Origin of the sequence: Actinoplanes italicus (genome assembly GCF_003001815.1) — a bacterium.
Lineage (GTDB): Bacteria > Actinomycetota > Actinomycetes > Mycobacteriales > Micromonosporaceae > Actinoplanes > Actinoplanes italicus.
The window spans coordinates 521,179-540,440 of record NZ_PVMZ01000001.1 but is presented as its reverse complement, the minus strand read 5'-3'; the positions used below and the strand labels follow the sequence as shown (position 1 = coordinate 540,440).

The window sequence follows — 19,262 nt, the reverse complement described above, 5'->3', positions numbered from 1 at the left end:
CGGCCAATCCGGCCCGGACAGCATCAAGCCCCGGGCTGGACGGCCCGGGGCTTGATGTAGGTCTGGGGTTCAGGAGCGACCTACGGCTGCCGGGCGTCCGGTGCCATAGGTAAAGAATCGCGCCTGCTGGATCACGAGCCGAGTATGCCCCCGTCTCGGACGGTCCCGCAAGGAAACCGCCCGAGTGTTGGGACGAAAGTTTGCGCTGATCAGGCGGTCACCGAAATGCGGTTGGCCGGTCCCGGCGCGATCGGCCCGGTGGCCAGGTACGCCACGAGCGCGTCCACGTCGAAGCCCGGTGCGGTGACCCGCCCGTCCGGACCCTGGTTGAGGTTGGAGAACCCGTCACCGCCGTTGGCCAGGAAGTCGTTCGTGGTGACCAGGTAGTTCGCGGCCGGGTCGATCGGCGTCCCGTTCAGCGACAGGTTGCTGATCTTCGAGCCGGGTGCGGCCGACGCGCTCCAGGTGTAGGTCAGGCCCGCCGACACCTGCAGGATCCGCTGGGTGGTCTGCCCGAACGCGCCGACGAACTGCTGCTCCAGCACGTCCTTGATCTCGGCGCCGGTGAAGGTCTGCGTGACGACCAGGTTGTTGAACGGCTGGACGGTGAACGCTTCGCCGTAGGTGACCTGGCCGTAGGGCTCGCCGCCGCTGGACTGGTCGGCGTCCAGGTCGGCGCGGACACCGCCCGGGTTCATCAGGGCGATCTGCGCACCGGCCGACTGCGTGTAGGCCAGCTGGGCGTCAGCGATCACGTCACCGAGTGGACTCTCCCCGGCCGGCGTCGCGGTACGGACGATGTCCGTACTGATGCTGCCGACCAGCCGGTTCGCGATCGGGGCGACCGCGGTGCGGTACTTGTCGGCCACCTTCTTGGCGTCGGCGTCGACGGTGTCCGGGTTCTTCAGGAATGCCCCGGCGGCGTCTCGCTTCCAGCCGCCGTTGCCGTCCGGCACACCGTTCTCCACGATCACGTTCTTCGCGGTGATCTCGGTGAACTTCCCGGACCGTCTGTCCAGTGTGTAGTCGATGTCAGTGATCAGCTGACCGTTGCTGCCGGCGCTGGTCACGACGGTGTCGGCACCCTTGCTGTTCGGGAGCTTGCACGAATAGAAGCGGTGGGTGTGGCCGGAGATGACGACGCTGATCTCCGGGTTGAGACCGGCCACGATCGGCACCAGCGGACCGGTGAAGCCGTTGCAGTCGGAGACACCCGGCGTCGGCGTGACCGAGGCCTGTGAACCGCCCTCGTGCAACAGCAGCACCTGTGCCTTCACACCGAACAGCTTCAGCACCGTGCTCCACCGGTTGGCGGTCACCACCTCGTCGGTGAAGGTGACGTCCTTGATGCCTGCCGGGTTCACGATGCTCGGCGTGCCCTCCAGCGTCATGCCGATGAACCCGACCGGTACGCCGTTCACGTACCGGATGTCGATCGGCGGCAGGATCGGCAGCCTCGTCTTCTTGCTGATCGTGTTGGCCGCCAGGTACGTGAACTTCGCGCCCCGGTACGGGTCGCCGTCCTGGCATCCGTCGACCGGGTGGCAGCCGCCCCGCTGGATCCGGATCAGCTCGTTGACGCCCTCGTCGAACTCGTGGTTGCCGACCGAGCTCACCTGCAACCCGACCTGGTTCATCAGCTCGATCGTCGGCTCGTCGTGGAACGCGGCGCTGACCAGCGGGGTCGCGCCGATCAGGTCGCCGGCGCCGGCGGTGATCGTGGAGCGGCCCTCGGCCGTCGCCTCGGCGCGCAGCCTCTTGAGATATGTCGCGAGGTACTCCACACCGCCGGCCGGGGTGCTGGTGCCTCCGGCGTTGACCACCGCACCGCTGCCGGTCGGTGGGTCGATCGCGCCGTGGAAGTCGTTGTAGCTGAGGAACTGGCCCTTGACCGTGGTGCCCTTGGCCTGGCCGTACGAGACGGAGACCGGGGCGAACTCGGGTGGCGGCGCGGCGGCCGCGGTCTGCGTGCCCGGGATCGCGGTGAGCACGGCTGCGGCGGCCAGCAGGGCTATCGGTGCGGCGAGGTGACGCCGTTGAGGAAGTGGCATGGGATCGATCCCCCGATCGGAGAGACTTTTTCACCAACCCGGTCAGCCTAAGGTGTGGATTCATAGTCGGGCCTTGATATCCGGGCCGGTCACCGTGGAATTCGTGTCGGTGGGGCGGCATACACTTGCTCCCGCGATGCGACCTACCTCAGAACCTTCCGACGCCCTGTTCTCCCTGCCCGCGGTGCGGACTCCGGAGGCGCCCCGGCCCGCGCCCCGGCCGGCGGCCGCACGGCTCGACCCGGAGGCGCTGCTGACCGGGCTGAACGGCCCTCAGCGCGACGCCGTGACACACTCCGGCGGGCCGCTGCTCATCGTGGCCGGCGCCGGTTCGGGCAAGACCCGGGTGCTGACACACCGGATCGCCTATCTCCTGGCCGAGCGCAACGTGCATCCCGGCGAGATCATGGCGATCACGTTCACCAACAAGGCCGCCGGTGAGATGAAGGAGCGGGTCGCCCATCTGGTCGGCCCGCGCGCCCGGCTGATGTGGGTCTCGACGTTCCATTCGGCCTGCGTACGCATCCTGCGCGCCGAACACGAGCATGCCGGGCTGAAGAGCACCTTCTCGATCTACGACGCCGACGACTCGCGCCGCCTCATGACGCTGGTGTCGCGTGAACTCGACCTCGACCCCAAGCGCTACACCGCTCGCAGCCTCGCCGCCCAGGTGTCGAACCTGAAGAACGAGCTGATCGAGCCGGAGGAGTTCGCGAAAGGCGCGAAAGGCCCCAACGAACGCGCCCTCGCGGAGGCCTACACGCTGTACCAGCGACGGCTGCGCGAGGCACACGCGCTGGACTTCGACGACATCATCATGTCCGTTGTGCACCTCTTCCAGTCGCACCCGCTGGTCGCGGAGGCGTACCGCCGCAGGTTCCGGCACGTCATGGTCGACGAGTATCAGGACACCAACCACGCGCAGTACACCCTGGTCCGCGAGCTGGTCGGTGTCTCCTCAGGGGATGTCGAACCGAGCGAGCTCTGCGTGGTCGGTGACGCCGACCAGTCGATCTATGCGTTCCGCGGCGCCACCATCCGCAACATCCTCGAGTTCGAGCGGGACTATCCACAGGCCCGCACGATCCTGCTGGAACAGAACTACCGGTCCACCCAGACCATCCTGACCGCGGCGAACGCCGTGATCGACCGGAACACCTCGCGCAAGCCCAAGCGGCTCTGGAGCGACCAGGGTCAGGGTGAGCAGATCGTCGGCTACGTGGCCGACACCGAGCACGCCGAGGCCGACTGGGTGGCCCGTGAGATCGACCGGCTTACCGACAACCATGACGTACGCCCCGGTGACGTGGCCGTCTTCTACCGCACGAACGCGCAGTCCCGGGTGTTCGAGGAGGTGTTCATCCGGGTCGGCCTGCCCTACAAGGTGGTCGGCGGGGTGCGCTTCTACGAGCGCAAGGAGGTCCGCGACGCGCTGGGTTACCTGCGCGCCATCGTGAACGACGACGACACCGTCAGCATCCGGCGGGTGCTGAACACCCCGAAACGAGGGATCGGTGACCGTGCCGAGGCGTGCGTCGAGGCGCTGTCGTCGCGCGACCGGGTCTCTTTCGGTCAGGCGCTGCGCCGGGCCAAGGACGCGCCAGGCATCTCCACCCGCGCGGTGAACAGCATCAACGAGTTTGTTCAGCTCCTCGACGACCTGCGGGTTCTCGCGCTGGCCGCCCCGCCGGAAGAGGTGCTGGAGGCGGTTCTGCAGCGGTCCGGCCTGCTCAGTGAGCTGGAGGAGAGCCTCGACCCGCAGGACCAGGGACGCGTGGAGAACCTTCAGGAGCTCGTGAGCGTCGCCCGCGAGTACACCGAGCGCGTCGAGTCTCTCGCCGCCTCCGTCGACTCCTCGGACGACCCCGGAGCCGAGCAGGTCGCCACGCTGGCCGGGTTCCTCGAGCAGGTGGCACTCGTCGCCGACGCCGACCAGCTTCCCGACGACGACCCGGAGAACCAGGGTGTGGTCACGCTGATGACCCTGCACACCGCCAAGGGTCTGGAGTTCCCAGTGGTGTTCCTGACCGGCCTGGAGGACGGCGTGTTCCCGCACATGCGGGCGCTCGGCGACAACACCGAGCTGGAGGAGGAGCGTCGTCTGGCGTACGTCGGCATCACCCGTGCCCGGCAGCGGCTCTACCTGTCCCGGGCGGTGACCCGGTCGGCGTGGGGTCAGCCTCAGTACAACCCGCCGTCGCGGTTCACCGACGAGCTGCCGGCCGAGCTGGTGCGCTGGGAGCGGACCGGTGGGTCGTACACCTCGTGGTCCGGGACCGGTGGCGGGGTGGGCGGCCGCGGCGGCGGTTACGGCGCCGGTGACCGCCAGCGCGGCGGTGGCTTCTCCGGAGGTACGCCCAAGGCGCAACGCATCGCCGAACGGCTCGGCATCGACGCCAGTAAACTCGCCACCGCCAGTGATCTGAAGCAGACACCGAAGGTGGATCCCGGAGACAGGGTCAACCATCAGCGGTACGGCCTCGGCCGCGTACTGGCGGTGGAAGGTCAGGGTCCGGGCACCCGGGTCCAGATCGACTTCGGTGACCAGACGATGTGGCTGATCCTGCGGCACGCGCCGATCGAGAAGCTCTGACCTAATCGGAGCATCCGGGGATGTCCACCCCGTGCCCGTGCATCCACGCCGTCGGTTCGACCGGGTTCTGGAAGTGTCCCCGATGCACCTCGAAGTGCAGGTGGGGTCCTGTCGAGTGCCCGGTCGAACCCTCGTCGCCGATGTGCTCACCGGCCTTGACCGCCTGACCCACCTCGACGGCGATCGCCGACAGGTGCCCGTAGTGGGTGAGCCAGCCGTCGCCGTGGTCGATCAGGATCGCGTTGCCGTAACCGCCGTTCGCGCCGGCCGTGACCACCACACCGGCTCCGGCCGCCACGACCGGGCTGCCGTGCGGCGCGGCCAGGTCGACACCGGCGTGCAGGCGGCCCCAGCGCTGCCCGAAGCATGAGGTGACCTCGGCGGACGCGAGCGGATGCACCCAGTTCGACTTGGGCAGTGGGCGGGTCTTCCGGCGTATCGGGGCGCTCTGCGGTCCGAACTTCCCGGGGGTGACGCTCTCCGGCTCGGCGCTTCGCGTGGTGGCATTCGCTGTTCCGGCCGTCTCTTTTGTCCCGGCACGCTTCTCCGTTCCGGCACGCTCCTCCGTTCCGGCCTTCTCCGGGGCGGGTTCGAAGCGGGGGTGGGTCTTGGCGGGGGCCTCGTCACCGGGCGGGGGCACGATCGGCAGGGCCGCGGGAGCGTGTGCGGCGGTGGGCAGGCCACTCGCTGTCCCCATGCCACCCATCGGGGTGGCCGAGGCGGCCAGGCTCGCGGCGCCGACACCTGCTGCCAGGGTGGCGCTCAGCGCGGTGACCGAGAGCGCGGAACGACTACGGGTGGCGAACAGCGCGGGGAAGGCCGGGGCGCGATGCCGGTGCAGGTTCTCCTGCCGGTGACGTCCACCTCGACCGGATGACGAATGCTGCCCCACGCGGATGTCCCTCCCGACTGCCGTGACGTCGTGCTGTCACGTGTCTGTCGGTGCGAGGGCAGGGCCACTGAGAGGGTCTGGCGGTAGTTCAACCCACCTGCAACCACGGTGGCCGGGAAGGGTCAGGAGGCGCCGTCGGCGGGGACGCCCGCGTACACCGACTCGAGCTGGAGCTTGATGCTGACGCCACGCTCGTCGAGGAAGGTGATCGGGTCGATCGGCGTGCCCTTGACGTGCACCTCGAGGTGGAGGTGAGTGCCGTACGAATAACCGGTGTTGCCCACCTCGCCGATCACCTGACCGGCCTTGACCTTGTCGCCCTTCTGCACCAGCAGCCGCCGGGAGTGGGCGTAGATGATCTCGGTGCCGTCGTCCTGCCGGACCGTGATCGAGTAGCCGTAGCCACCCGCGTAACCGGCGGCGGTCACCGTACCCCCGTGCACGGCCTTGTAGGGCGTGCCGTCCGGGGCGGCCAGGTCAATGCCGGCGTGCAGCTTGCCGAACCGGACACCGAACGGGGAGGTGAATTCGTACTCGTCGAGGGGTAGAAGGTAGAGATCCTTCGCGGCCTCTTCGGCGCTGAGCTGGGTGTTGGCCTCGCGGTTTTCACCACGGGAGGCGGCCTTGTCGCCGGTGCGGTTCTCGAGGGCGTCGGTCGTGATCGACGAGGACTTCGAGAGGCTCTGCAGAACGTCGGGGTCGACGGCCTTGTTGTCCGGGAGGTTCGACGCGGCGCCCAGGGCGACCACACCGGCTCCGACGAAGGCGGAGGTGACGACGACGGCGTAACGGCTGCGCGGTGGGGTCGGAACGCGGCGCCGGCCGCGATAGCGATCGGGCTCAGACGACAAGCGCTGGCGCACGAAGGACCCTCCGTCGGTGGCATTACGGCGGCTTTCCATGCTCGAACCCCGGGAAAATGGGTTGAACAGTGGGTGACCGGGCTGTCGCTATCGGGGGGAACCTGCGTGACAGCCGTCGCCACGGTAACGAAACGGCCGCCGGGTCACAAGTCGCAGCGCCAATTTCGTGACAGTTCCTGGTCAGCATTGATCAGCTATTGTCCGAATTGATGGGCTTTCGCAAACGGGGAAGTAGCGACCCTCTGTAATTGACTGAGAAGCGCTAAGTAATGTGACGTAGAAGACTATTCACTGTGCCAGGCGACTTGAACCGCTGGCTACCACGGTCCGGCGCGGCAGGTTACCGTTCGTTAAGGTGACCGCGGAGGCCGGCGGGTATGGCGACCGGACGCCGGGGTCGGAGAGCCCGAAGGGGTCAGCATGCAAGCACGGATCAGGGTGGTCGTCGCCAAGCCTGGGCTGGACGGACATGACCGCGGGGCCAAGGTGATCGCGCGGGCGCTGCGCGACGCCGGCATGGAGGTGATCTACACGGGCCTGCACCAGACGCCCGAGCAGATCGTCGAGACCGCCATTCAGGAGGACGCCGACGGCATCGGCCTGTCCGTCCTCTCCGGTGCGCACATGACACTCTTCCGGAGGGTGTTGGAACTGTTGGCGGAGCGTGACGCCTCGGACATCGTCGTATTCGGCGGCGGCATCATTCCGGAGGACGACATCACGGAATTGCAATCACTCGGGGTAGCCGCTCTATTCACACCCGGTACGTCACTCGAATCCGTCGTCGAATGGGTACGCGCCAATGTGGCGGCGCCGGTCGCCTGAATCCCAGGTCATACCGGCTGTGTCGTACCGCTGTCTCAGCGCCGCTGAGACAGCGGTACGACACAGCCGGGTTCGATCTTGACGGCGCAAGGGGAGAGGCCGGACGCACCCCTCACACGTCCGGCCCCTCTATGCGCGATGCCCCGCCGCCACCCCTCGACCGACAGGGCATCGGCCGTCTTCCTTGCGAGGCGCCGTAGCGCTCCGACACCACACTCAACGACACCCCCGCGGACGGGTTACGCGCGCTCGTGTGACTTTTTCCGTACCGGCGGCGGAGAGCGACATGCGCCACCACATCGCCACCCGACGTTGAAGTGAGTTCTCTGTGGTCACACGTCGCTCAGTCGTCTCAACCGTCCCGGACCTGCGGTTTCGTCACTCCAGTGTGTGGTCTTGCACACCGTGCACCCGCGCGCTCACCGAGGCCGTTCAGGTCGCTACTCTGCGGATGAAGGCCGTTTCGCACATGTGAAAGGCCGGACGATCCTCACGCTGGCGGCGCGCCGCGCTGCCCCGCGCACACAGGTCGGGACGCAATGGTGCGGCTTGCCGGCGCTTGGCGTCGCGAGCGAAAGGAGACACGTGGACCTGTTCGAGTATCAGGGGCGCGACCTGTTCGAACGGCACGGGCTGCCCGTGCTGGGCGGCGGTGTCGCCGAGACCCCGCAGGAGGCCCGGGCGATCGCCGAGCGCCTCGGTGGCAAGGTCGTCGTCAAGGCGCAGGTCAAGGTCGGTGGCCGCGGTAAGGCCGGCGGCGTCAAGCTGGCCGACGGCGCGGACGAGGCCGAGGCCCGCGCGACCGACATCCTGGGCATGGACATCAAGGGCCACACGGTCCACAAGGTGATGCTGGCCGAGACGGCCGACATCGTGGAGGAGTACTACTTCTCCTACCTGCTGGACCGGGCCAACCGTACGTTCCTCTGCATCGCCAGCGTCGCCGGTGGTATGGAGATCGAGACGGTCGCCGAGGAGGACCCGGACCGGGTCGCCAAGATCGCGATCGACGCGAGCAAGGGCGTCGACGAGGCCAAGGCGCGCGAGATCGTGACCGCCGCCAAGTTCCCGGCCGAGGTCGCCGACCAGGTCGTCGACATCGCCGTCAAGCTGTGGGCGGCGTTCGTCGCCGAGGACGCCACGCTGGTCGAGGTCAACCCGCTGGCCAAGGTGGGCGACGGCCGCGTGCTGGCGCTCGACGCGAAGGTCACGCTGGACGAGAACGCCGGCTTCCGGCACCCCGACCACGAGGCGCTCGAGGACAAGTCCGCGGTCGACCCGCTGGAGCAGGCAGCCAAGGAGAAGGGCCTCAACTACGTCAAGCTCGACGGTGAGGTCGGCATCATCGGTAACGGCGCCGGTCTGGTCATGTCGACCCTGGACGTGGTGGCGTACGCGGGTGAGAGCCACGGCGGCGTCAAGCCGGCCAACTTCCTCGACATCGGTGGTGGCGCCAGCGCCCAGGTGATGGCGAACGGCCTGGAGATCGTCCTCGGCGACCCGGCCGTGAAGTCCGTTTTCGTCAACGTCTTCGGCGGCATCACCGCCTGCGACGCGGTGGCGAACGGCATCATCCAGGCCCTGGAGCTGCTCACCCAGCGCGGCGAGACCGTCACCAAGCCGCTCGTGGTCCGCCTCGACGGCAACAACGCCGAGGCCGGCCGTGCCATCCTCGACGGAGCGAACAACCCGCTGGTCGAGCGGGTGGACACGATGGACGGAGCGGCCCAGCGTGCCGCCGAGCTCGCGGCTGCGGGGAAGTGAACTAATGGCGATCTGGCTCACCAAGGACTCCAAGGTCATCGTCCAGGGCATCACCGGTGGTGAGGGCTCCAAGCACACCAAGCGGATGCTCGCCGCGGGCACCCAGGTAGTAGGCGGTGTCAACCCGCGCAAGGCCGGCACCAAGGTGGACTTCGACGGCACCGAGCTGCCTGTCTTCGCCACCGTCGCCGAGGCTATCGCCGAGACCGGCGCCGACGTGTCGGTCATCTTCGTGCCGCCGGCGTTCACCAAGGCCGCGGTCGTCGAGGCGATCGACGCCGAGATCCCGCTCGCCGTGGTGATCACCGAGGGCGTGCCGGTGCAGGACTCGGCGGCGTTCTGGGCGTACAACGTGGCCAAGGGCGAGAAGACCCGGATCATCGGTCCGAACTGCCCCGGCATCGCGTCGCCCGGCGCCTCCAACGCCGGCATCATCCCGGCCGACATCACCCCGCAGGGCCGGATCGGCCTGGTCAGCAAGAGCGGCACCCTGACCTACCAGCTCATGTACGAGCTGCGCGAGTTCGGCTTCTCCACCGCGGTCGGCATCGGCGGTGACCCGATCATCGGCACCACCCACATCGACGCGCTGAAGGCCTTCCAGGAGGACCCGGAGACCGACGCGATCGTCATGATCGGTGAGATCGGTGGTGACGCCGAGGAGCGGGCCGCCGAGTTCATCAAGGCCAACGTCACCAAGCCGGTGGTCGGCTACATCGCCGGCTTCACCGCGCCGCCCGGAAAGACGATGGGCCACGCCGGCGCCATCATCTCCGGCTCGGCCGGCACCGCCGACGCCAAGAAGGTCGCGCTCGAGGCGGCCGGCGTCAAGGTCGGCAAGACGCCGTCCGAGACCGCCCAGCTCATGCGCGACATCTTGAGCTGAGCACCGCTGTGAGTACGGCGCGCCGCCGATCGGGGAGCGACCCGATCGGCGGCGCGCCGTCCTATCTGCCTCGCCGCAGTGGCCACGGCATGGAAAAGTAGGCGCGATGTCCCGCACAACCGACCGTACCGGCGGCTCGGAGGACCCGTTCGCGGTCGCCGAGTCGCTGCAGTCCGTGGTGCGTGACACCGCCGCCGTCGAGCGGCAGAGACCGGCCGAGGCCCCCGAGGGGCAGCACACCGAGGCCATTCGCCCCGACGAGCAGGACCGGGACACCCCACCCGAGGAAGACCGGCGCGACACCGTCGTCGTCGATGACGCGATGCTCGGCCGGCGCGAGACCGTCCGGGTGCCCACGCAGCGCCGCCCGCCGCAGGTGAAGCGCGCTCCGCTGCTGGTGGCGGCACTGTTCGCCACCGTGTGGGCGACCCTGCTGACCTATCTGCCGGTGGCCGCCGTGATAGGCCTGGCACGCACACTCGAGGGCGCCGGGGGCCTGACCGGCGCCGCGCACGCCGGGCTGGCCGGCTGGCTGCTCGGCCACGGCGTGCCGATCGGCACCTCGATCGGGCCGCTCGCGCTGGCGCCACTCCTGCTCACGGTGCTGATCGTCTGGCGGCTCAACCGGGCCGGACTGCACGTCACCCGTGCCATCGGGGCCCGGCACTCCGGGTCGGTCCCGCGGGCGCTCCTCGCCGCTGTGGCGGTCGGTTCGGCGTACACCCTGGTCGGGGTTCTCGCCGCGGAGCTGACCGATGGCCGCGGCACCGAGATCTCCACCGGACGCGCCGCGTCGCACTTCTTCGTCCTCGGGGTCCTCGGAGCCCTGGTCGGCGCCCTGCGTGGCACCGGTGCCGTCGCCACCATCGCCCGGCGGACGCCACCGTTCCTGCGGCACGGCATCCGGACGGGGCTCGTCGCCGCGTTCCTGATCGTCGGCGCCGGCGCGGTGATCGGTGGCCTCGCGGTCGCGCTCGGCGGCGCACAGGCCGCGGAGATCATCGCCAACTACCAGACCGGCGTGGCGGGCCAGGCCGGCATCACCCTGATCAGCATCGGGTACGCGGTGAACGCCTCGATCTGGGTGGCGGCCTACCTGCTCGGGCCGGGGTTCGCGCTGGGCGTCGACACGATCGTCCGGCTGACCGAGGTCACCCTCGGAGCGCCGCCCATGCTGCCGTTGATCGCGGGCTTGCCCGAAGGCCCGATGGGCGCCGCCGGCACGACCCTGCTCGCCCTGCCGGTGATCGCCGGTGCGGTGGCCGGGTGGACGCTCACCCAGCGGTTGCGTTTCGGCCGCGACAGCGCCTGGCGGGCCACCCGCCGCAAGGGCAAGAACGCGGCTGCCGACCCGGAGCCGTCCTGGCTGCTGGTGGTGACGTCGAGCCTGTTCGCAGGCCCGGTGGCCGGCCTGCTGATGGCCGTGCTCGCGTGGGCCTCCGGCGGCGCGCTGGGCTCCGGCCGGCTGTCCGACATCGGCCCCGACCCGCTGCAGACCGGCATCGTGGCGGCGATCGTGGTCGCGGTCTCCGTCAGCCTGGGTGCGGCGGCGACGCGCGCTTTCCGCCGCGGCTGAGCGCCGGCCCGCGGCGTCTTCGCCTTTCACGCCGCGGTGCTTCGTCTACCGCGCGGTGTCTTCGCCTTTCACGCCGCGGTGCTTCGTCTACCGCGCGGTGTCTTCGCCTTTCACGCCGCGGTGCTTCGCCTACCGCGCGGTGTCTTCGCCTTTCACACCGCGGTGCTTCGTCCACCGCGCCGTGTCTTCGCCTTTCCTCCGGGGTTGCGTCCACCGTTTCCGGGACATCCGCCGCGGCCCAGCTCTGCCGCGTGAGCTTTCCGCCAGGGCTGAGCCCCGCCGTGTCCGGGCGGGTAAACGCCCGGATAGGGTGCACAGGTGACTGACCCCGCGCCCGCCCGCCTGGTCGTCCTCATCTCCGGATCGGGCAGCAACCTGCAGGCACTTCTCGAAGCGACCGCCGATCCGGCGTACGGGGCCGTCGTGGTCGCCGTCGGCGCCGACCGGGACGGGATCGCCGGACTGGACCACGCCACGGCCGCCGGAATCCCCACGTTCGTCGACTCGGTGAAGGCCTACCCGACCCGCGACGACTGGGACGCCGCGCTCACCGAGCACGTCGCCGAGCACAGGCCCGATCTGGTGATCTCGGCCGGATTCCTGAAGCTCGTCGGCAAACAGTTCCTGGACGCGTTCGGCGATCGCTACATCAACACGCACAATGCGCTGCTTCCCGCCTTCCCCGGCATCCACGGGCCGCGCGACGCACTGGCGTACGGCGTCAAGGTCGCCGGAGCGACGCTCTTCTTCGTGGACGCCGGTGTCGACACCGGGCCGATCATCGCGCAGACCGTGGTTTCCGTGCTCGACGACGACACGGAGGAGACCCTCACCGAGCGCATCAAGGTGGCCGAGCGGGCACAGCTGGTCGAGTACGTCGGCCGCCTGGTCCGGGACGGCTGGACCATCGAGGACAGAAAGGTACGGATTCCGTGAGTTCCGCTGCCGAGGGGCGCCGCCCGATCAAGCGGGCGCTGCTGAGCGTCTGGTACAAGGACGGCATCGTCGAGCTGGCGCAGGCGCTGCACGCGGCCGGCGTGCAGATCGTCTCCACCGGTTCGACCGCGTCGACCGTGGAGAAGGCCGGCGTGCCGGTGACCCGGGTCGAGGACCTGACCGGCTTCCCCGAGATCCTCAGTGACCGGGTCAAGACGCTGCACCCGAAGGTGCACGCCGGTCTGCTCGCCGACCTGCGGCTGGACAGCCACGTCGAGGAGCTCGCCGAGCTGGGCATCGAGCCGTTCGACCTGCTGGTCAGCAACCTCTACCCGTTCACCGAGACGGTCGCCTCGGGCGCGGGTGTCGAGGACTGCATCGCGAAGATCGACATCGGTGGGCCGGCCATGGTCCGCTCCGCTGCCAAGAACCACGCGTCCGTTGCGGTCGTCACGGCCGTCTCGGCGTACCCGCTGATCGTCTCCGCCCTTGCCGAAGGCGGATTCTCGCTGGCCCAGCGGCGCGCGCTGGCCGCCCGGGCCTTCGCGGACATCGCGGAGTACGACGTGGCCGTCGCCCGCTGGACCGCGACCGCGCTGGCCTCGTCGGCACCCGAATGGCCGGAGTTCGACGGGCTCGCGCTGCGCCTCGAGAACACCCTGCGGTACGGCGAGAACCCGCACCAGAAGGCAGCGCTCTACCTCGACCAGGACGCGCCCGCCGGCCTGGCCCAGGCCGAGCTGCTGCACGGTGGCGAGCTGTCGTTCAACAACTACGTCGACGCGGACGCCGCCTGGCGCAGCGCCAACGACTTCACCGAGCCGTGTGTGGCGATCATCAAGCACGCCAATCCGTGCGGCATCGCGATCGGCGCCGACGTCGCCGAGGCACACCGCAAGGCCCACGCCTGCGACCCGCTCTCCGCGTACGGCGGCGTGATCGCGGTCAACCAGGAGGTGACGCTCGACCTGGCCAAGCAGCTCGACGGCATCCTCACCGAGGCGATCGTGGCGCCCTCCTACGCCCCCGAGGCGCTGGAGGTCTTCCGGGCGAAGAAGAAGCTCCGGGTGCTCGCCGCCCCCGCGTGGAACCCGCCCGCCACCGAGATCAAGCAGGTCAGCGGTGGTGTGCTGGTGCAGACCGCGGACCGGGTCGACGCGACCGGTGACGACCCGGCCAACTGGACGCTGGCCACCGGCGAGGCGCTCTCCGGCGCCGACCTGGCCGACCTCGTCTTCGCCTGGCGTGCCGTGCGGGGGGTCAAGAGCAACGCCATCCTGCTCGCTCGCGACGGCGCAACCGTCGGTGTCGGCATGGGCCAGGTCAACCGGGTCGACTCGGCGCACCTCGCCGTCAACCGGGCCGGCGCCGAGCGGGCGGCCGGCAGCGTGGCGGCGTCCGACGCGTTCTTCCCGTTCCCGGACGGGCTGCAGGTGCTGATCGAGGCCGGCGTGAAGGCCGTCGTCCAGCCGGGCGGTTCGATCCGCGACGAACAGGTCATCGAGGCCGCGGCGGCGGCCGGCCTGACCGTCTACCTGACCGGGACTCGCCACTTCTACCACTGATCCGTTCGCGTTCAGCGGCGGTCGGCAGCCTGCGGGCGGTCGGCCGCCGCTGTGCGTTCCAGCATCTTTCATTGCATCTGCCGACGAGGATCGGGTGCCTTGGCCGGCGTCTTTCGGGGTGGCTGACGGTGATCGTTGGATGCCTCGGTCAGGGCGGCTGAGACGGTGGCGGCGACTCGTTCCGCGTTTCGGAACACGTCGTCGGCGGTGAAACGGAGCACCGTCCAGCCGGCCATTCGGAAGGCGTTCAGCCTGGCCACGTCACGGCGGAACTGTTGCCGGTCGCGATGGTGGTCGCCGTCGTACTCGACGACCAGTGCGGAGTCCGGCCAGGCCAGATCGGCGCGGCCCAGGAAGCGATCGGCGGTGTCCCGGATCTCGAACTGAGGCACCGGAGGTGGCAGGCGGGCATCGTGGAGCAGCAGACGAATGTGGGACTCCATCGGAGACTCGGCGCGCGGGTCCGCCAAGCGGGTCAGGGCCGTCAGCTGCGTGATGCCTGGCCAGGAGAAACGTTGCACGATCATTGGCTGGAGCCGTTCTCGGTGGAGCAGATGGCGGTGGAGCATCGCATCCAGGACGACCAGTGCGTCCGCGCGCCGCAGGCGTCGGCCGGTGTCGAAGGCGGTGCGCTCCGGTGTGGTCACCGGGATGCCGTCGACGGTCGTCACGTCGTCCGGTGTGAGAGTCGTGTGATGTGTTTGCAGCCGGTCGTCCTCGCGTAGCCAGCGATCACGGGGCAGAGCCACTGACACCTGCGTCCCCTCCGTTTCGACGCCCCACAGACGTGCCGCGCTGAGGCCTCCGATCGCCGCGCCCGGCGGCAGGATCAGTGCGACGGCTCGACACCAGGCCAGGTGATCCATGTCGGTGTCGCGGTGTGCATACACGTCGTGCATCAGTCGTTGCCAGATCGGGCTGCGGAGCATCGCTCTGGTGATCAGGCCGTCCCGGATTGCGGTCGAGCCGTGGAACGGCTGGTTGCGGAGTGGCGTGGGGATCGTCGGTGGGCGCGGCATCGGCTCAGCATGGTTCGGATCGCGGCCGCGAGCCGATGTGCCTGTGGACAGAGCGCTGGTGTGGACAAGCTTGACAAGCCGGCCGAACGGTGTTGCCGCAGCCGTGCTGCGAGGAAACCGCGCTATCGCTGAGCTGGACGATCATCTAGGCCGCTTTTTGGAGGCGGGCTCTGGGGAATGGCTGCTTCCCAGGCGCAGAAGGGTGTGCGGGCTGGGGCTGGGCGATCGAGTCGCCTGGAGAAGGGTGCGCGGGCCGGGGCGCACCGATCGACTACCTGGGGAGAGGTGCGCGGGCCGGGGCTGGGTGATCGGGTTGGCTGTGGACAGGTGCGCGGGGCAGGGCTGGCCGATCGAGTTGCGTCGGGATGGGTGCGCGGGCCAGGGCTGGGTGTCTGGGCTGGCTGGGGATGGGTGCGTGGGGTGGGGAAGGGGGCTGGAGGTGGGGCTGGCTGGGGAGGGGCGTGGGGGTTGAGGATGGGGTGGAGTGGTTATCGGGTGAGGCTGAATGGGGAAGCGGCTGTGGTTGAGGGGCGCCATCCGTCATGATCATTGAGGTCGGCTTCAGTGGCTTAGGTCCCGTTCAACGGACCGGCCGGTAATCGTGCGTTAACCGGCTGATACGGTCGCGAAAAATCGCCCGGACACTGGGAGAGCAGAGCTATGGGCAAGAAGGTAACCGTCGTAGGCGCCGGTTTCTACGGGTCCACGACCGCGCAGCGTCTCGCCGAGTACGACATCTTCGAGACGGTGGTTCTCACCGACATCATCGAGGGCAAGCCCGCCGGCCTGGCGCTCGACCTCAACCAGGCCCGTGCGATCGAGGGCTACGAGACCAAGGTCATCGGCGCGAGCACCGGGCCGAACGGCGAGGGCTACGAGGCCATCGAGGGCTCCGACGTGGTCGTGGTGACCGCCGGTCTGCCGCGTAAGCCGGGCATGAGCCGGATGGACCTGCTCGAGGTCAACGCCAAGATCGTTCGCCAGGTGGCGGAGAACATCAAGAAGTACGCGCCGAACGCCGTCGTCATCGTGGTCTCGAACCCGGTGGACGAGATGACCGCGCTGGCACAGCTCGCCACCCAGTTCCCGAAGAACCAGGTGTTCGGCCAGGCCGGTGTGCTCGACACCGCCCGCTTCACCAACTTCATCGCCGAGGAGCTGAACGTCCCGGTCAAGAGTGTGAAGGCGCTGACCCTGGGCTCGCACGGCGACACCATGGTTCCGGTCCCGTCGCGCTGCACGGTCGACGGCAAGCCGCTGTCCGACCTGCTCCCGGCCGACAAGATCGAGGAGCTGGTGGTTCGGACCCGCAACGGTGGCGCCGAGGTGGTCGCGCTGCTGAAGACGGGTTCGGCGTACTACGCCCCGTCGGCTGCCGCCGCCCGCATGGCGAAGGCCGTGGCCGAGGACTCGGGCGAGGTCGTCCCGGTCTGCGCGTGGGTCGACGGCGAGTACGGCATCTCCGGTGTCTACCTGGGCGTCGAGGCCGAGCTGGGTGCGACCGGTATCCGCAAGGTCGTCGAGGACAAGCTCACCGACTCCGAGCTGGCCGGTTTGAAGGAGGCCGCCGAGGCGGTCCGCGCCAAGCAGGCGGACGTCGCGGGTCTCTGATCCCGTTTCGTCGAAGACGGCCGGGGCACGCTGCCCCGGCCGTCTTCATGCCCGCAGAAGTCCGGCGGACATGCCGGCAGGAGAGCCGGTGCAGGGCGGCCGGCAAAAGGACCGGCGCAAAGGACCGGCGCAAGGGACCGGCGCAAGGGGCTAGCACGATGGCTGGCGCAAGGGGCCCGGCACAAGAGGCCGGCAAGAGGGCCGCAAAAGGGCGACGGTCACGCTGACACGAGGGCGGAGATCAGGGTGACGATCGCGAAGAGGACGACGAGGGCGGCTGTCTTGCCGCGCAGTTCCTCCGTACCGAATCGGCGTTTGAGATTTTCGTTGAGCACCACAAACGGCACCACGACGAACGGGATGAACCCGGCCGCGCTCGCCCAGCGCATCCCGGTGACGAACGCGCCACCGCCCGGCCCGCTGATCAGGTGCACGATGTAGTGCCCCTGGTAGGGGATGAGCGCCAGAACCGTGGGCAACAGGGCGGCGATCACCACGCCGATGGCCCACAGCCAGTTCCGGTGGATCCGCTTGCGGAGCAGGATCAGTGCCCAGGCGAGGCCGAAGATGGCGATGATGGTCAGCCACCCGGCGATCGTCATGGCCCACGACCGGCCGCCGGTGAGCGCGCGCATGCCGTCGACCCAGCCGCGTGCCGAGGACTCCTGGTAGGCGAACAGCACGAAGTACGCCGTGCCGCCGACGGCCACGAGCAGGAATCCCAGTGCCGTCGCGCGCGACGAGGGCTCGGCCGGACGCGGCGGCGGAGCGACCGGGCGTATGACCGGTGCCCGGCGGGCTTTCGACTTGCCGCCGCGCTGGTTCCCCGTGCGCGCCGGCTGCCGGCGACGGGAGCGATTGGTGACCATCGCTCGATGTTAGGGAACGCCGCCAAAAGGCGAGGGTGCCAGGGACGCCGCCAAAAGGCGAGGGTGTCAGGGAACGCCGCCAAAAGGCGAGGGTGTCAGGGAACGCCGCCAAAAGGCGAGGGTGTCAGGGAACGCCGCCGAAGGCGAGGATGTCAGGGAACGCCGCCGAAGGTGAGGACGACGGCCAGCGAGACGACCGAAACGACGATGACGATGACGGTGACGGCGACGAAGGACCAGCCGGCCAGGACGAGAGCCGCCGGTCGGTCGCCGACGACGTGTTCGGCGGCGAGGGCGACGTCGTCCCGGAAAAGGAAGCTGGTGACGAGTGACACGGCGATACCGATGGTGACGACGGCAACAGGAGCGACACCGGCGAGTCGATCTCCCGTACCGCCGTGGCGGGGTTCGTAGTGCTTATCCGCGCGCCGGATCTTCATTCCCTGGGATGGTAGAGGGCGGCCAGTCGTACGGGGCCGCCCGGCGATCTTCGGTGGGTGGGCAGTACGCTCGTACTGCTAAGCGTGTGTTTCGGGAGAGGAGCGCCGGCCGATGGCGAAAATCAAGGTCAAGAACCCGGTCGTTGAGATCGACGGCGACGAGATGACCCGGATCATCTGGAAGCAGATTCGTGAGCAGCTGATCCTGCCGTACCTCGATGTGAACCTCGAGTACTACGACCTGTCGATCCAGTACCGGGACGAGACCGACGACCAGGTGACGATCGACTCGGCCAACGCCATCAAGCGGCACGGTGTGGGCGTCAAGTGCGCCACGATCACGCCGGACGAGGCGCGGGTCGACGAGTTCGGCCTGAAGAAGATGTGGCGGTCGCCGAACGGCACCATCCGCAACATCCTCGGCGGCGTGGTGTTCCGCGAGCCGATCATCATGAAGAACGTACCCCGCCTGGTACCGGGCTGGACCAAGCCGATCATCATCGGCCGGCACGCCCACGGTGACCAGTACAAGGCGACCGACTTCGTCGCGCCGAAGGCCGGCAAGTTCACCGTCACCTTCACGCCGGAGGACGGCTCCGAGCCGCTGGAGTTCCACGTCGCGGACTTCCCGGCCGGTGGCGTCGGCATGGCGATGTACAACTTCGACGAGTCGATCCGCGACTTCGCGCGCGCCTCGTTCCGGTACGGCCTGGCCCGCAACTACCCGGTCTACCTCTCGACCAAGAACACGATCCTGAAGGCGTACGACGGCCGGTTCAAGGATCTGTTCGCCGAGATCTTCGAGACCGAGTTCGCCGACCAGTTCAAGTCGGCCGGCATCACCTACGAGCACCGGCTGATCGACGACATGGTCGCCGCCGCGCTCAAGTGGGAGGGTGGCTACGTCTGGGCCTGCAAGAACTACGACGGTGACGTGCAGTCCGACACCGTGGCGCAGGGCTTCGGCTCGCTCGGCCTGATGACCTCGGTCCTGATGACCCCGGACGGCCAGACCGTCGAGGCCGAGGCCGCCCACGGCACGGTCACCCGGCACTACCGGCAGTGGCAGAAGGGCGAGAAGACCAGCACCAACCCGATCGCCTCGATCTTCGCCTGGACCGGTGGCCTCAAGCACCGCGGCAAGCTGGACGGCACCCCCGAGGTGACCGAGTTCGCCGAGAAGCTGGAGCGGGTCTGCATCGAGACCGTCGAGGGCGGTCAGATGACCAAGGACCTCGCGCTGCTCATCGGCCGGGACGCCCCGTGGCTGTCGACCGACGAGTTCATGAACGCGCTCGACGAGAACCTGGCGCGCAAGCTCGGCGCCTGATCCGTCTTACCCCAGAACCCGCCGGCTCTCAGCCGGCGGGTT

Annotated in this window: 15 protein-coding genes; 9 read left to right on the top strand and 6 right to left on the bottom strand. The window is 68.9% G+C overall.

What is annotated here, in order from left to right; translation table 11 throughout:
• Positions 1–209: 209 nt before the first annotated feature.
• The gene (locus tag CLV67_RS02590; RefSeq protein ID WP_106315482.1) at positions 210–2,051 is read right to left on the bottom strand and encodes a bifunctional metallophosphatase/5'-nucleotidase; all 1,842 of its coding nucleotides are present in this window, start codon (positions 2,049–2,051) and stop codon (positions 210–212) included.
• A gap of 136 nt (positions 2,052–2,187) precedes the next feature.
• Between CLV67_RS02590 and pcrA the strand changes: the two genes are divergently transcribed.
• Positions 2,188–4,644, top strand: a complete 2,457-nt coding sequence (pcrA, locus tag CLV67_RS02585; protein WP_106315481.1) for a DNA helicase PcrA — start codon at positions 2,188–2,190, stop codon at positions 4,642–4,644.
• Between the two features lies 1 nt (position 4,645).
• Here pcrA and CLV67_RS02580 read toward each other — a convergent pair whose 3' ends face one another.
• Both CLV67_RS02580 and CLV67_RS02575 read right to left on the bottom strand, forming a co-directional pair.
• On the bottom strand, positions 4,646–5,536 hold the full coding sequence (locus CLV67_RS02580; RefSeq protein WP_106315480.1) for a M23 family metallopeptidase: 891 nt from the start codon (positions 5,534–5,536) through the stop codon (positions 4,646–4,648).
• 122 nt (positions 5,537–5,658) lie between these two features.
• On the bottom strand, positions 5,659–6,399 hold the full coding sequence (locus CLV67_RS02575) for a M23 family metallopeptidase (RefSeq protein WP_106315479.1): 741 nt from the start codon (positions 6,397–6,399) through the stop codon (positions 5,659–5,661).
• 420 nt (positions 6,400–6,819) lie between these two features.
• Between CLV67_RS02575 and icmB the strand changes: the two genes are divergently transcribed.
• The 6 genes from icmB to purH all read left to right on the top strand — a co-directional run bounded on the left by icmB (position 6,820) and on the right by purH (position 13,951).
• Positions 6,820–7,224, top strand: coding sequence for a coenzyme B12-dependent isobutyryl CoA mutase small subunit (gene icmB / locus CLV67_RS02570; protein ID WP_106315478.1), 405 nt, complete (start codon positions 6,820–6,822; stop codon positions 7,222–7,224).
• Between the two features lie 585 nt (positions 7,225–7,809).
• Complete coding sequence (sucC, locus tag CLV67_RS02565) at positions 7,810–8,988, top strand: ADP-forming succinate--CoA ligase subunit beta (protein WP_106315477.1); 1,179 nt, start codon at positions 7,810–7,812, stop codon at positions 8,986–8,988.
• Between the two features lie 4 nt (positions 8,989–8,992).
• Positions 8,993–9,874: a succinate--CoA ligase subunit alpha gene (gene sucD, locus CLV67_RS02560; protein WP_106315476.1), complete on the top strand. Its 882-nt coding sequence runs from the start codon at positions 8,993–8,995 to the stop codon at positions 9,872–9,874.
• A gap of 106 nt (positions 9,875–9,980) precedes the next feature.
• Positions 9,981–11,450 (top strand): cell division protein PerM, encoded by a 1,470-nt coding sequence (locus CLV67_RS02555; protein WP_106315475.1) that lies wholly within the window; start codon positions 9,981–9,983, stop codon positions 11,448–11,450.
• 318 nt (positions 11,451–11,768) lie between these two features.
• Positions 11,769–12,386, top strand: coding sequence for a phosphoribosylglycinamide formyltransferase (purN, locus tag CLV67_RS02545; RefSeq protein ID WP_106315474.1), 618 nt, complete (start codon positions 11,769–11,771; stop codon positions 12,384–12,386).
• Positions 12,383–13,951 carry a bifunctional phosphoribosylaminoimidazolecarboxamide formyltransferase/IMP cyclohydrolase gene (gene purH, locus CLV67_RS02540; protein WP_106315473.1) on the top strand — a complete coding sequence of 523 codons (1,569 nt, stop codon included), beginning with the start codon at positions 12,383–12,385 and terminating at the stop codon, positions 13,949–13,951. Before purN ends, purH begins: the two co-directional genes overlap by 4 nt.
• 68 nt (positions 13,952–14,019) lie before the next feature.
• Here the strand turns inward: purH and CLV67_RS02535 are convergent, their stop codons facing one another.
• Positions 14,020–14,880: a DUF559 domain-containing protein gene (locus CLV67_RS02535; protein WP_170153728.1), complete on the bottom strand. Its 861-nt coding sequence runs from the start codon at positions 14,878–14,880 to the stop codon at positions 14,020–14,022.
• Positions 14,881–15,630: 750 nt separating this feature from the next.
• On the opposite strand from CLV67_RS02535, the gene mdh reads away from it, so the two are divergent.
• On the top strand, positions 15,631–16,581 hold the full coding sequence (mdh, locus tag CLV67_RS02530) for a malate dehydrogenase (protein ID WP_106315471.1): 951 nt from the start codon (positions 15,631–15,633) through the stop codon (positions 16,579–16,581).
• Positions 16,582–16,799: 218 nt separating this feature from the next.
• Here mdh and CLV67_RS02525 read toward each other — a convergent pair whose 3' ends face one another.
• Positions 16,800–17,450: a hypothetical protein gene (locus CLV67_RS02525; RefSeq protein ID WP_106315470.1), complete on the bottom strand. Its 651-nt coding sequence runs from the start codon at positions 17,448–17,450 to the stop codon at positions 16,800–16,802.
• A 152-nt stretch (positions 17,451–17,602) separates the two neighbouring features.
• A complete protein-coding gene (locus CLV67_RS02520) occupies positions 17,603–17,890 on the bottom strand; it encodes a hypothetical protein (RefSeq protein WP_106315469.1) in 288 nt (95 codons plus the stop codon).
• 112 nt (positions 17,891–18,002) lie between these two features.
• Here CLV67_RS02520 and CLV67_RS02515 point away from each other — a divergent pair, with 112 nt between their 5' ends.
• On the top strand, positions 18,003–19,220 hold the full coding sequence (locus CLV67_RS02515; RefSeq protein ID WP_106315468.1) for an NADP-dependent isocitrate dehydrogenase: 1,218 nt from the start codon (positions 18,003–18,005) through the stop codon (positions 19,218–19,220).
• The last annotated feature ends 42 nt before the right edge of the window (positions 19,221–19,262 follow it).

Bases quoted from the DNA above. Each gene is read 5' to 3' on its own strand.
- CLV67_RS02590 (WP_106315482.1), bottom strand. From the start codon at position 2,051: ATGCCACTTCCTCAACGGCGTCACCTCGCCGCACCGATAGCCCTGCTG.
- pcrA (WP_106315481.1), top strand. From the start codon at position 2,188: ATGCGACCTACCTCAGAACCTTCCGACGCCCTGTTCTCCCTGCCCGCG.
- icmB (WP_106315478.1), top strand. From the start codon at position 6,820: ATGCAAGCACGGATCAGGGTGGTCGTCGCCAAGCCTGGGCTGGACGGA.
- sucD (WP_106315476.1), top strand. From the start codon at position 8,993: ATGGCGATCTGGCTCACCAAGGACTCCAAGGTCATCGTCCAGGGCATC.
- CLV67_RS02555 (WP_106315475.1), top strand. From the start codon at position 9,981: ATGTCCCGCACAACCGACCGTACCGGCGGCTCGGAGGACCCGTTCGCG.
- CLV67_RS02535 (WP_170153728.1), bottom strand. From the start codon at position 14,880: ATGCTCCGCAGCCCGATCTGGCAACGACTGATGCACGACGTGTATGCA.
- mdh (WP_106315471.1), top strand. From the start codon at position 15,631: ATGGGCAAGAAGGTAACCGTCGTAGGCGCCGGTTTCTACGGGTCCACG.
- CLV67_RS02525 (WP_106315470.1), bottom strand. From the start codon at position 17,450: ATGGTCACCAATCGCTCCCGTCGCCGGCAGCCGGCGCGCACGGGGAAC.
- CLV67_RS02520 (WP_106315469.1), bottom strand. From the start codon at position 17,890: ATGAAGATCCGGCGCGCGGATAAGCACTACGAACCCCGCCACGGCGGT.
- CLV67_RS02515 (WP_106315468.1), top strand. From the start codon at position 18,003: ATGGCGAAAATCAAGGTCAAGAACCCGGTCGTTGAGATCGACGGCGAC.